Origin of the sequence: Streptomyces sp. NPDC047841, from assembly GCF_040704085.1 — a bacterium.
GTDB classification, from domain to species: domain Bacteria; phylum Actinomycetota; class Actinomycetes; order Streptomycetales; family Streptomycetaceae; genus Streptomyces; species Streptomyces argyrophylli.
Genome location: NZ_JBEYRP010000008.1, coordinates 89,469 through 101,452, shown reverse-complemented (window position 1 = coordinate 101,452; position 11,984 = coordinate 89,469). Strand labels below are relative to the sequence as shown.

The following is an 11,984-nucleotide window of genomic DNA, read 5'->3' as shown; positions in this document are numbered from 1 at the left end:
TCGTCCGGCACACAAACTAGCGATGATAGTTTTCTTGCGCCAGACATTCCCGGTCAGCGGACGTCACGGGACATCATCGCGGAAGGGGCCGGCCGGTGCGGGAACGGCGCCCGCACCGGCCGGTCCACCGGTCACCTGGCCGCCGTCAGATGGGCGAAGACCACCACGTTGCTGGTGTAGCCGGTCCGCCGGCTGAACAGGCCACCACAGGTGAGCACCCGCAGTTCGGGGCGCCCGGTCGGGCCGTAGACCTCCTCGTCGGGGAAGCCGGCCTTGTCGTAGACCTTCACCCGGTCGACGGAGTAGACGGCGACGCGGCCGTCCGCCCGCCGGACCTCGACGGTCTTGCCGGGCTTGACCTGGGCGAGGCCGGCGAAGACGGCGGGGCCGGTGCGGGTGTCGCGGTGGCCGACGGCGACGGCGGTGCCGGCCTCGCCGGGCGTGGGGCCGCCCTGGTACCAGCCGACCAGCTGCGGTCTGTCGACGGGCGGAGTCTCCAGCTCCCGGTTCCGTTCCAGGCGGAGCGGGGTGACCGGGGCGTCGATGCCCAGGGAGGGGACGCGGAAGGATGTCGGCCGGGACCGGGGCAGCGGGCGGGGCGGCGGCGCCGGAGGGGCGGCCGTACCGACGCGGGCGGAGTCCGTGCCGGCCGCCACGGCGTGCGGACCCGGCCCTGCCGCCCCGCCGCCCGGTCCGCAGCGCGACCCCACCGTCACCAGGACGGACACCAGCAGGGCCGTCCTGGCGAGGCGGTAGGCGCGGGTGCGGTACCAGGGCCTGCGCCGGCGCCTACGCGGCGCCATGGGGCCGCCGGCGGACCAGCCGGACGTACACGGCACCACAGACGGCGATCAGGCCCACGGCGCCCGCGGCGGCCACCGGGGAGTAGGCGGCGGCCGTGTCGATGAGACCGCCGCCGCCCGCGTGCACCCCTCCCCTGGGGCCGTTCCGGTCGTCCTTGCCCCAGGACGCGTCGCTGTCGTGCCGGCCGTCGGAGTCGTTGTGCCGGCCGTCGGAGATCTGTCCGCCCGGCCCGTGCTCACCCTCGTGGCGCCCGTCCTTGCAGTTGACGCGGAAGACCTTCTCCTTCAGGGCGGCGGGGGTGCCCACGAGCCAGCTGATCTTGTACTGGCCGTCCGAGAGGCCCAGCGGGTCGGTGTGCCCGGCGCCCCCGGCGAGCGGGATGGTGCCGGCGACGGTGGCGGCGGTGGGGAGCGGGGGCTGCGGGGTGATGGTGTAGGCGATGGCGGTGAGCGTGTCGAAGTTGACGGCCTCCAGATAGAACCGGCACACCACGGGATCGTCCTTGGCCGACCCCACGAGCGGCGTCCCGTGGAGGTGGCGCTCGTCGTGAATCCTGATGTCGCCGTTCTCCCCCTGGGCCGCCGCGCTCGGCGCCGCCACCCATGACGCGCCCGCCGCGGCGAGGGCGGTGAGGACGACTGTGGCGCCCGCGCGGGGGCCGACGGCATGTGGGGTCATGGTGGGCATGCGCGCTCCTCCGAGTTCAGACGATTTTCATACAAATCGCTCGTTCGCCTGGACTCTCCTTCATGGGCCGCGCGGCCCAGGGCACTGACGCCCGACGCGCCGTCAGAGATCGCTCGTGCGGCGCAGTCCCGGGCGCTTCGGCCGCTTCCCGGTCACCCGTCCGGGCGGCCCCCCGGGGCGCCCCGGCGAGCGCAGCGCCACGGCCGACGACACCAGCAGCAGCGCCCCCAGCATCACGAACGGCGCAGCCACGCCCGCCACACCGGCGACCAGACCGGCGGCGGCCGGGGCGGCGACCTGGCCCAGCCGGTTGCCGGTCAGCCGCAGGGCGAGCGCGGTGGAGCGGGCCTCGGCCGGCGCGGCCTGCACCACCGTCGTCATCGACAGCGGCTGGCCCACGCCGAGGCAGAAGCCGAGGACCGTCAGCATCGCGCCGAGTGCCCACACCGGCACCGGCAGCGCCACCCCCGCGCACAGCAGGGCCGCCAGCAGGCAGGTCACGGTGAGCAGCGCGGGCCGGCCGAGCAGCCGCAGCAGCGGGGTGAGGACGAGCCGGCAGGCGATGGTGGCGCCCGCCCGGAGACTGAGCAGGACGCCGATCACCGAGGGCGCGATCCCCCGGTGTTCGCCGACCACCGGCAGGTAGGCGGTGAGGATGTCGGTCGCGGACAGCACCGACAGGCTGATCAGCATGCCCGCGGGCACGCCCCGGGCGCGCAGGATGCCGCCGACCGGCACCCGCCCGCCGCCGCGCGCGGGGGAGCCCCCGGCCGTACGGTCCTCGACGCGCCACAGCGAGGTGAACGCGACCGCCGCGCCCGCGCCCGCCACGACGAGGGCGAGGGCGCTACTGCGGGCCAGGCCGGGGCCGCCGATGAGGGCGCCCGCGGCGACGGGTCCGATGAGTTGGCCGAGGGAGGCGCCGATGGTGAAGTGGCCGAAGTTGCGGTCCTGTTCGTGCGGCGCGGACTGCCGGGCCACCAGTGACTGGGCGCCGATCACGAAGCACAGGTGGCCGAGTCCCATCACCCCGCTCCACAGGGCCATCGCCCACAGCGAGCCGGCGAGCCCGCTGAGCGCGCAGCCGGCCGCGATGAGGACGACACCGGCCGGCAGCAGGGGCGCGCAGCGGCCGTGGTCGGTACGGCGGCCGAGCGGTACGGCGGCGAACAGCGGCAGCAGCGCGTAGACACCGGCGATGACGCCGACCGCCCGTTCGTCCGCACCGAGCGCCAGGGCCCGGTAGGAGACGGCGGGCCGGGCCATCGACACCGCCCCCTGCGCGCAGCCGAAGGCGATGACGAGGCGGAGCAGCCAGCCGCGGTTCCCACCGGGCCCCATGATGTCCTCCAGGGGGTCAGACGATGCCGAACAGGACGCCGGCGCCGAGGACGACGAGCGAGGTGAGCACGGCCCACTTGACCACGAACCGGGTGTGGTCGCCGAACTCCGCCTTGGCCATGCCGACCAGGACGTACACGGCCGGGACGAGCGGGCTGGACATGTGCAGGGGCTGGCCGACGATCGAGGCGCGGGCGATCTCCACCGCGGAGACGCCGTGCGCCTGGCCCGCCTCGGCGAGCACCGGCAGGATGCCGAAGTAGAAGCCGTCGTTGGACATGAAGTACGTCAGCGGGATGCTCAGCACGCCGGTGACGAGGGCCATGTGCGGGCCCATGCCGTCGGGGACGTTGCCGACCAGCCACGTCGCCATGTGGTCGACCATGCCGGTGCCCTGGAGGACGCCGGTGAAGACGGCGGCGGCGAAGACCATGCCGGAGACGTTGAGGACGTTCTCGGCGTGGGCGGCGATCCGGGCCTTCTGGTCCGGCATGTGCGGGAAGTTGACGGTCAGGGCGAGGGCGGCGCCGAGCAGGAACAGCACCGGGATCGGCAGCCACTCCATGATCATGGCGGTGAGCAGGACGACCGTGAGCAGCGCGTTGAACCAGTAGAGCCCGGGGCGCAGGGTGGGGCGGTCCGGGTCCAGGCCCTGGAAGCCCTCGTCCCCGGGCTCGTCGGGCAGGTCCGCGCCCGGGCCGGAACCGCCGGCCCTCCGCACGTCCTTGCCCGCACCGGAGCCGACCAGCACCGTCTCGGTCTCCTCCACCAGCACCTCGTCCAGCGTCAGCACACCGAGCCGCCTGCGCTCGCGGCGGCCGAGGACGTAGGAGAGGGCGAAGACGAACAGCAGGCCCGTCGCGAGGGCCGGGATCATCGGCACGAAGATGTCGCCGGCGTCGAGCTTCAGCGCGGTGGCGGCGCGGGCGGTGGGGCCGCCCCACGGCAGCGTGTTCATCACGCCGTTGGCCATGGCGGCGACGCCGGTCATCACGACCAGGGACATCTTCAGGCGCTTGTACAGCGGGTACATCGCCGAGACGGTGATCATGAAGGTGGTGGAGCCGTCGCCGTCCAGGGAGACGATCGCGGCGAGGACCGCCGTGCCGACCACGATCCGCAGCGGATCGGCCCTGCAGAAGCGGAGGATGCCCCGCACGACCGGGTCGAAGAGGCCGACGTCGATCATCACACCGAAGTAGACGATCGCGAACATGAGCATCGCCGCGGTGGGGGCGAGGCTGGTGACGCCGTCGATGACGTAGTCGCCGAGCCCGGCGCCCTTGCCCACGAACACGCAGAACAGCGCGGGTATGAGCACGAGCGCCGCGATCGGCGACATCTTCTTCAGCATGATCAGGACCAGGAAGGTCGCGATCATGGCGAAGCCGAGGATGGTCAGCATGGATGGATACCTAACGTTCGCCCTTGAACATCCCACCTGGGGGCCGGCGGTGCGATGACGTTAGGTCCGCGCGAACGGCGTTAACAAGATGTTGACGTGCGAGCAATAAGCGCGAAAGTCCAGGTCACGGCAGTGCGACGAGTTCGACGGGTACGCCGTTGAGGACCGCGTTGCCCGACAGCGGGTCGAGCAGGCTGCCGTCGAGCAGCTGGTTGACGTTGACGCCGGGGTCGGTGGAGGCGTGGCCCAGCCGGGTGCCGGGCCGGTCGTGGCCCCAGCCGTGCGGCAGGCTCACCACACCGGGCCGGACGCCGTCGGTGACCTCGGCGGGGGCCACCACCTCTCCCCCGGCGCCCTTGACGCGGACGTCCGCGCCGTCCCGGACGCCGAGGCGGGCCGCGTCCTCGGGGTGGACGTGCACGGTGCAGCGGTTGCTGCCGCCGGTGAGCGCGGGCACGTTGTGCATCCAGCTGTTGTTGGAGCGCAGATGGCGGCGGCCGACGAGGACGAGGCCCGCGGGCCGCTCGCGCAGGGCCGCGCGGAGCCGGGGCAGGTCGCCGGCGATGGGCCCGGGCAGCAGTTCGACCTTGCCGCTGCGGGTCCTCAGCGGCTGCGGCAGGCGCGGGCGCAGCGGGCCGAGGTCGATGCCGTGCGGGTGGGCGAGCAGCCTCTCCAGGGTCAGCCCGTCGGGGCGGGCGCCGAAGCCGTCGCCGTACGGGCCGAGGCGCAGCATCAGATCGAGCCGCCGCTCGGGGCCGTTGTCACCGGTCAGCAGGGCGGCGAGCTCGTGCGGGTCGCGCCCGTGCACCGGCCCGTGCGCGTCCTGGACGGCCTTGCCGAGGGTCTGGTCGATCACCATCGCGTCGACGGAGGCGGGGTCGGCGCCGTGCATCCCGCCGGCCGCCAGGACCAGCCGGGCGAGGATCTCGGTCTCCGCCATGCGGCCGGGCTCCAGCGGGACGGCGGGGCGGGTGTAGCGGACCTGGTTGCGCACGGCCAGGGTGTTGAAGGCGAAGTCGTGGTGCGGGCTCTGGGAGGGCGGGGGCGGGGGCAGCACGACGTGGGCGTGGCACGAGGTCTCGTTGAGGTACGGGTCGACGCTGACCATGAAGTCCAGGGAGTCCAGGGCCTTGTCGAGCCGGTCGCCGTCGGGCGCGGAGAGCACGGGGTTGGCGGCGACGGCGATCAGCGCGCGCACGGGCGTCCCCTGGTCGGTCGCGGTGTCGATCTCCTCGGCGAGCGCGGCGAGCGGCAACTCCCCCTTCGCCTCCGGGTGTCCGCTCACCCGGGAGTGCCAGCGGCCGAGCGCGAAGCCGCGGCCGGGGCCCGCCGGACGGGGCGTCCTGCCGGTGGCGGCCTGCGGGAAGAGCGCGCCACCGGGCCGGTCCAGGTTGCCGGTGAGGACGTTGAGGACGTCGACCAGCCAGCTGGCCAGGGTGCCGTGCGGCACGGTGCAGCTGCCGATGCGGGCGTAGACGGCGGCGGCCGGGGCGGCGGCCAGCTCGCGGGCGAGGGCGCGGATGACGCCGGCGTCCAGGTCGCAGGCGGGGGCTGCGGCCTCGGGGGTGAAGTCGCCGAGCGCGTCGCGCAGTTCGTCCAGCCCCTGGACGTGCGGGGCCAGGTGCCGCAGGTCGACGAGGTCCTCCGTGAAGAGGGTGTGGGCCATCGCGGCGAGCAGCAGGGCGTCGGTGCCGGGGCGTATCGCCAGGTGGCGGTCGGCGAGCTTCGCGGTGCGGGTGCGGCGCGGGTCCACGACGGTCAGCCGGCCGCCGCGCGCCTTGAGCGCCTTGAGCCTGCCGGGGAAGTCGGGCGCGGTGCACAGACTGCCGTTGGACTCCAGGGGGTTGGCCCCGATGAGCAGCAGGTGGTCGGTGTGGTCGAGGTCCGGCACCGGGATGGCGCCCGCGTCGCCGAACAGCAGCCCGCTGGAGACGTGCTTGGGCATCTGGTCGACCGTGGAGGCGGTGAACAGGCTGCGGGTGCGCAGGGCGCCGAGCAGGACCTGCGGGTAGAGGGCGCCGGCCACGGTGTGCACGTTGGGGTTGCCGAGGACCACGCCCACGGCGTCGGGGCCGTACCGCTCCACCACCGGGCGCAGACCCGCGGCGACCGCGTCGAAGGCCTCCTCCCAGGTGGCCTCGCGCAGGCTGCCGTTCTCGCGGACGAGCGGGGTGCGCAGCCGGTCGGGGTCGCCGTCGAGGGCGCCGAAGGCGGCGCCCTTGGGGCAGATGAAGCCCTTGCTGAACACGTCGTCCCGGTCGCCGCGGGCGCCGGTGACGCGGGTGCCCTCGACGGTGAGGGTCAGCCCGCAGGTGGCCTCGCACAGGGGGCAGATTCGCAGGGCGGTGCGGGACACGGGTCCTCCCGGAGGGGTCGGCGACGGGGTCGCCCACGCACGAGCGGGCGGACCGGCCGCGCCGAGCATACCGACCGGTATGCACGGAGGGGAGGCCCTGTGCGCCCCCGCCTGCACCGGCGGTCGTTTCGGCCGCCCGGCACCGGCCCTGCGGGACGCTCCGGCCGGCCCCGGCTCAGTCCAGTACGCGTCCCAGGTACGACCGGAGCAGTTGCCGGGTCTCCGTGATGATCGCCTCGTCGCCCTGCGGATCGACCCGGAAGGCCAGCTGGACCAGGGTGTCGGCGCTCTCCACGGCGACCAGGAACACCCGCCGCAGGTCCGCGTCCGGGGTGCGGCCGAGGTAGCCGGCGAGCAGGTCGGTGAGCCGGTCGGCGACCCGGGTGTTGGGCTCGGTGTGACGGGAGCCGACCGGTATCTGGTTGCCGAAGTCCACCAGGGAGAAACCGGGCGCCGTGCGCTTCATGCCCAGGTACTCGTCCAGGACGGCGTCCATGGCGGCCCGCCAGTCCCCCTCGCCGGCCTTCTTCAGGCGCCCGGTGACCCGCTCGACGTACCGTTCCAGGTTGCGCTGGGCGAGGGCGTCGGCCATCTGCCGCTTGTTGCCGAAGAAGCGGTAGACCGAGCCGATGGGCACGCCGGCGCGCTGGGCGACCGCGCGTGTGCTCAGGGCGTCGTAGCCGACCTCGTCGAGGAGTTCGGCGCAGGCGTCCAGGATCCTGGTCAGCCGTTCGGCGCTGCGCCGCTGGACGGGCGCGCGGCGGAGCGATGTCGCGTGGGGCACGGGCTTCATGATGCCTTTCCGCCGGGGTCCGGTGAACCTCCCCCCACAGTACGGAGACAGGTGGCCCTTGCACTCATTCGCCGGCGGAGGCGAGGTGCCGGTGCTTCTCCTCCGCCGAGGGGGGCGAGGGGCCGGCGACCGAGGCCCGCAGGGGGCGCAGGGTTCCGTGACCGCCGTCCGCCAGGGGCGCAGGGTGCCGTCACCGCCGTCCGCCGGGGGCGCAGGCTGCCGTCACCGCCGTCCGCCGGGGGCGCAGGGTGCCGTGGCCGCCGTGCGCCGGTCAGGGCGGCGCCGGCCGGCGCTCACCCCGTGCCCGTCTCCGCGCCGGACACCGTGATGTCGGCCGTGCTCTGGACCGGCTTGCCGCGGACGGCCCACACCGTGCCGTCGTCGGCGTACAGGCGGACGGTGATCTGGTGGGTGCCGTGCGGGACGCGGCCGGCGGCCAGGTGGTACGTGGGGACGCGCAGCCGCGCGACCCGGTGGCCGTCGACGAACAGGTGGGCCAGCCCGCGGCCGATGGCCGCCGCGGGCCGGGTGCCGGGCGGGGAGAGCCGGAAGTGACGGAGGGCCAGCCGTACGTCCCAGCCGCCGGCCGAGTCCGGGGTGACCTCGAAGGCGACCTCGGGGGCGTTCCGCGGGGCCACCTCGCGCAGGTTCCGGCCGGTCTCGTCGGTGCCGTCCAGCACCTTCCCCACGGGTGACGGCGGGACGGTCGCCCCGCCGCGCGCCTCACCGCTGGTGCAGGCCGCCGCTCCGAGCGGCAGCAGGACGCCCACCGCGAGCGCGGCGAGGGCCCCACGCGTCCACTTCGTCCACGACATGACCGGGAGCGTAGAACAGCGCGGCGGCGCTCCGGATCCCCCTGAAGTCTGGTTCCCGCCCTACCCCGCGGGGAGGACGGCGACCCTCTTGCGCGGACCCCCGCTCATTCCTACGGTGATGCATAGGAATCGGGAGCACAAGGAGCGATCATGAGCGATGGGGGCACCTCCCGCGCGAGCGTGTTCGAGCGTGGGGGAGGACGCAAGACCGCCGAGGGGCTGGCGTATCTGACCGGGTTCGGCAACGAACACGCCTCGGAGGCGGTGCCGGGCGCCCTGCCCGAGGGCCGCAACTCGCCGCAGCGCGCGCCGCTGGGCCTGTACGCCGAGCAGCTGAGCGGTACGGCGTTCACCGAGCCGCGGGCGCACAACCGACGCTCCTGGCTCTACCGCGTCCGCCCCTCGGCCGCCCATCCGGCGTTCACCCGCACCGGCAACGGCGCGATCCGCACGGCGCCCTTCACCGAGGCGGTCCCCGACCCCAACCGGCTGCGCTGGAACCCGCTGCCGGAGCCCCCGGCCGGCACCGACTTCCTGGCCGGCCTGTGGACGCTGGGCGGCAACGGCGACGCGACCCAGCGCACCGGCATGGCCGTGCACCTGTACCACGCCAACGCCTCGATGGAACGGGTCTTCTCCGACGCCGACGGCGAGCTGCTGGTCGTGCCCGAGCGCGGCGGACTGCTGCTGCACACCGAGTTCGGCCGCCTCCACGCGGAGCCGGGCCATGTGGCGCTGATCCCCCGTGGAGTGCGCTTCCGTGTGGAGCTGCTCGATGAGTCGGCCCGGGGCTATGTGTGCGAGAACTATGGGGCGCCCTTCCGGCTGCCCGACCTCGGCCCGATCGGCGCCAACGGGCTCGCCAATCCCCGCGACTTCCGGGCCCCGGTGGCGGCGTACGAGGACGTCGAGGGGCCGGTGGAGGTGGTGAACAAGTTCTGCGGCAACCTCTGGACGGCGACCTACGACCACAGCCCCCTGGACGTGGTCGCCTGGCACGGCAACCATGTGCCGTACGTCTACGACCTGCGCCGCTTCAATGTGATCGGCACCATCTCCTACGACCACCCGGACCCGTCCGTCTTCACGGTGCTGACCTCGCCGTCGGACACCCCGGGCCTGGCCGGCGTGGACTTCGTGGTCTTCGCGCCGCGCTGGCTGGTGGGCGAGGACACCTTCCGGCCGCCGTACTTCCACCGGAACGTGATGAGCGAGTACATGGGCCTGATCGAGGGCGCCTACGACGCCAAGGCCGAGGGCTTCGTGCCCGGCGGCGGCTCGCTGCACAACATGATGTCGGCGCACGGGCCGGACCGGGAGACGTTCGACCGGGCGAGCGCGGCCGAACTGGGGCCGCAGAAGATCGACGACGGACTGGCGTTCATGTTCGAGACCCGCTGGCCGGTGACCCTCACCCCGCAGGCGGCGGGCGCCGACCACCTCCAGCAGCACTACGACGACGTGTGGCGGGGACTGGAGCGGCACTTCCGGGGGTGACCGCCGCCGTTGCGCCGAACGTTCTCCGCCAGGTACGGATAGCCGCGTGACCTCCTTCGCCCCGGATTCGATCGTCCTGAACCGCAAGCTGCCGCTGTGGTACCAGGTGTCGCAGTCGCTGCGCGCCTCGATACTGGGCCGCTCCCCCGAGGCCCCGCTGCGCCTGCCCACCGAGGAGCGGCTGGCGGAGCACTACGGGGTGAGCGTGCTGACCATGCGGCAGGCACTGAAGGAACTGGAGGACGAGGGTCTGATCAGCCGGCACCGGCGGCGCGGCACGTTCATCGAGCCCGCGGCGCGGCGCGGGGCCCCGGTCCGGCTGCTGGGCTCAGTGGACGCGATCGTGGCCCAGCAGTCCGGGATGACGACGGAACTGCTCGGCCACGGCCGCGTGCCGGTGCCCGCCGGGCTCGCCGAGCACTTCCCGGATCTCGCGGAGGTGGCCGCGTACCACCGGCTGCGCAGCGACGAGAAGACCGGTGAGCCGACCAACCACGCCGTCAACCACGTCCGCCCCGAACTGGCCGAGGGCATCGACCCGGACGACCTGGTCCGCTGGCCGATGACCAAGGTGCTGCGGGACGTGGTGAAAGCGGACATCAGCCGGATCACGGACACCGTGGAGGCCCGGCTCGCCGACCCGGAGACGGCCCGGCTGCTCGAAGTGCCGCTGCTCAGCCCGATCCTGCACTACACCGGGGTGACCTACGACAGCGAGGGGCGGGTGCTGGACGTGGCGGTCATCCACTACCGGGGCGACCGCTTCTCGTTCACCGTCACGCTCGACGCGTAGGCGCTCCGCCGGTTCGGCCGGGCGGGGCCGTCCGTCGGGCGCGGGGCCCGTCGCGGTGGGCCGCGCGGTTCCTCGTGCCCCTCCGGGGCGCCATCCGCTGTCGTAGCATGCCGTGCGTGACGCACGACGACGCTCCGCTGCTGGCGGACCTCATGCCGTGGTCCGTCGCACCGTTGCGGCCGGGCCGCTCCTGGCCGACGGCACCGGACCCGGCCTCGCTCAGGGCCCGCTGGGACGCGTTGCTGAAGGCGGGAGGCCCGGACCGGGAGGCGCTGTTCGAGCCCACCCGCGCCCGCACGCTCCAGTCGGCGGTGGGCCAGCTGCCCGGTTCCCCCGCCGGCACCGAGCGGCTCGCGCGCGCCGCGGGGCCCTGCCCGGAACCGGTGCGGGTGCTGGCCGCTCCCTTCGACGAGCAGTGGCTGATCCCGGACCACCGGCTGATCGACACGGCCCGCCCGGAGCTGTGGCGGGTGGCGGACGCGCACCAGGTGTTCACGGTCGAGACGGGCGACGCCGGCGTCCCGCTGCTGGCGACCGCGCTGCTGCCCACCCTGCGCCCGGGCCGCGTCCGCCCGCTCTACCGCCGCCCCGGCGGCACGGAACCGAACCTCGCCCCCGGCCTGCTGGACCACCTGGCGGCCCGGCTGGGCACACGGCCCTCGGCGCCGGACGTGCTGGCCTGGATCCTGATGGCGGCCGGCCCCGGCCTCGCCGTCCCGCTCACCGACGACCCCGGCCTGTGGGCGTCCGGCGTGGAGAGCGGCCGCCGGGCACTGTGGCTGATGCGCCGGGACGGCGAGCGCCCCCGGCTGCCGGGCGGGCGGCGCCCGTACGTCCGCGCGCCCCTGCCGGGCCGTCCGCTCACCGTGCGCTACGACCGCGACGAGGAGAGCCTGCACCTGGACGACGGCCGTATCTCGCCCGTCCCGCCCGAGGCCTGGGACTACGAGGTGGCCGGGGTGCGGGTGCTGGAGAACTGGTTCGCGGCGCGCACCGCGTCCGGGGAGCCGGGCACGCTCGCCGCGATCCGTCCCGCGGTCTGGCCGCAGGCCTGGACGTCGGAGCTGCTGGAGCTGATCACGGTCCTCGCCCTGCTGGCGGAACTGCGCTCGACGCGGGACGAGATGAAGGTGACGGCACCGGTCACGGCGGCCGAGCTGCGCGAGGCGGGCGTGCTGCCGGTGCCGGAGTCCTCCCGCCGCCCCGCCTCGGTCCTCGACCACCACGAGGAGGGCCCGGACGGGCAGTTCGCACTGCTCTAGCCGCCCGCCACCGGCGCGTCCCGCGCCCGCACGCGCGGACCGACGACCGGCGCCTGCGACGCGGCGATCCGGCCGCACCCGGCACCGCACAGCCCGAAGCGCGACGGCACCCCGGGCACCGGCGGCCGGCCGGGCGGCGCGCCCGGCACCTGGCGGACGACGAGCACACCCCGCCCCGACCACAACAACCCAGCACACCCCCCAGGAGCGCGGAAACGGCACGACCAGCCC

Annotated in this window: 10 protein-coding genes; 3 read left to right on the top strand and 7 right to left on the bottom strand. The window is 74.4% G+C overall.

Annotation, left to right across the window (positions count from 1 at the left end; genetic code table 11):
- Positions 1-131 precede the first annotated feature (131 nt).
- The 7 genes from AB0947_RS14595 to AB0947_RS14565 all read right to left on the bottom strand — a co-directional run bounded on the left by AB0947_RS14595 (position 132) and on the right by AB0947_RS14565 (position 8,201).
- Positions 132-803 carry a class F sortase gene (locus tag AB0947_RS14595; RefSeq protein ID WP_366750694.1) on the bottom strand — a complete coding sequence of 224 codons (672 nt, stop codon included), beginning with the start codon at positions 801-803 and terminating at the stop codon, positions 132-134.
- Positions 790-1,491: a hypothetical protein gene (locus tag AB0947_RS14590; RefSeq protein WP_366750693.1), complete on the bottom strand. Its 702-nt coding sequence runs from the start codon at positions 1,489-1,491 to the stop codon at positions 790-792. The genes AB0947_RS14595 and AB0947_RS14590 overlap by 14 nt, the downstream gene beginning before the upstream one ends.
- A gap of 102 nt (positions 1,492-1,593) precedes the next feature.
- The gene (locus AB0947_RS14585) at positions 1,594-2,832 is read right to left on the bottom strand and encodes an MFS transporter (RefSeq protein ID WP_366750692.1); all 1,239 of its coding nucleotides are present in this window, start codon (positions 2,830-2,832) and stop codon (positions 1,594-1,596) included.
- Between the two features lie 16 nt (positions 2,833-2,848).
- Positions 2,849-4,237 (bottom strand): citrate:proton symporter, encoded by a 1,389-nt coding sequence (locus tag AB0947_RS14580; protein ID WP_366750691.1) that lies wholly within the window; start codon positions 4,235-4,237, stop codon positions 2,849-2,851.
- A 124-nt stretch (positions 4,238-4,361) separates the two neighbouring features.
- Positions 4,362-6,593 carry a molybdopterin oxidoreductase family protein gene (locus tag AB0947_RS14575; protein WP_366750690.1) on the bottom strand — a complete coding sequence of 744 codons (2,232 nt, stop codon included), beginning with the start codon at positions 6,591-6,593 and terminating at the stop codon, positions 4,362-4,364.
- Positions 6,594-6,768: 175 nt separating this feature from the next.
- A complete protein-coding gene (locus tag AB0947_RS14570) occupies positions 6,769-7,386 on the bottom strand; it encodes a TetR/AcrR family transcriptional regulator (RefSeq protein ID WP_366750689.1) in 618 nt (205 codons plus the stop codon).
- A 293-nt stretch (positions 7,387-7,679) separates the two neighbouring features.
- On the bottom strand, positions 7,680-8,201 hold the full coding sequence (locus AB0947_RS14565) for a hypothetical protein (protein WP_366750688.1): 522 nt from the start codon (positions 8,199-8,201) through the stop codon (positions 7,680-7,682).
- A 150-nt stretch (positions 8,202-8,351) separates the two neighbouring features.
- Here AB0947_RS14565 and hmgA point away from each other — a divergent pair, with 150 nt between their 5' ends.
- The 3 genes from hmgA to AB0947_RS14550 all read left to right on the top strand — a co-directional run bounded on the left by hmgA (position 8,352) and on the right by AB0947_RS14550 (position 11,753).
- The gene (gene hmgA / locus AB0947_RS14560) at positions 8,352-9,698 is read left to right on the top strand and encodes a homogentisate 1,2-dioxygenase (protein WP_366750687.1); all 1,347 of its coding nucleotides are present in this window, start codon (positions 8,352-8,354) and stop codon (positions 9,696-9,698) included.
- Positions 9,699-9,744: 46 nt separating this feature from the next.
- A complete protein-coding gene (locus AB0947_RS14555) occupies positions 9,745-10,491 on the top strand; it encodes a GntR family transcriptional regulator (protein ID WP_366750686.1) in 747 nt (248 codons plus the stop codon).
- A gap of 107 nt (positions 10,492-10,598) precedes the next feature.
- Positions 10,599-11,753: a type ISP restriction/modification enzyme gene (locus AB0947_RS14550; protein WP_366750685.1), complete on the top strand. Its 1,155-nt coding sequence runs from the start codon at positions 10,599-10,601 to the stop codon at positions 11,751-11,753.
- The last annotated feature ends 231 nt before the right edge of the window (positions 11,754-11,984 follow it).

Bases quoted from the DNA above. Each gene is read 5' to 3' on its own strand.
- AB0947_RS14550 (WP_366750685.1), top strand. From the start codon at position 10,599: ATGCCGTGCGTGACGCACGACGACGCTCCGCTGCTGGCGGACCTCATG.
- AB0947_RS14590 (WP_366750693.1), bottom strand. From the start codon at position 1,491: ATGCCCACCATGACCCCACATGCCGTCGGCCCCCGCGCGGGCGCCACA.
- AB0947_RS14585 (WP_366750692.1), bottom strand. From the start codon at position 2,832: ATGGGGCCCGGTGGGAACCGCGGCTGGCTGCTCCGCCTCGTCATCGCC.
- AB0947_RS14565 (WP_366750688.1), bottom strand. From the start codon at position 8,201: ATGTCGTGGACGAAGTGGACGCGTGGGGCCCTCGCCGCGCTCGCGGTG.
- hmgA (WP_366750687.1), top strand. From the start codon at position 8,352: ATGAGCGATGGGGGCACCTCCCGCGCGAGCGTGTTCGAGCGTGGGGGA.
- AB0947_RS14580 (WP_366750691.1), bottom strand. From the start codon at position 4,237: ATGCTGACCATCCTCGGCTTCGCCATGATCGCGACCTTCCTGGTCCTG.
- AB0947_RS14570 (WP_366750689.1), bottom strand. From the start codon at position 7,386: ATGAAGCCCGTGCCCCACGCGACATCGCTCCGCCGCGCGCCCGTCCAG.
- AB0947_RS14595 (WP_366750694.1), bottom strand. From the start codon at position 803: ATGGCGCCGCGTAGGCGCCGGCGCAGGCCCTGGTACCGCACCCGCGCC.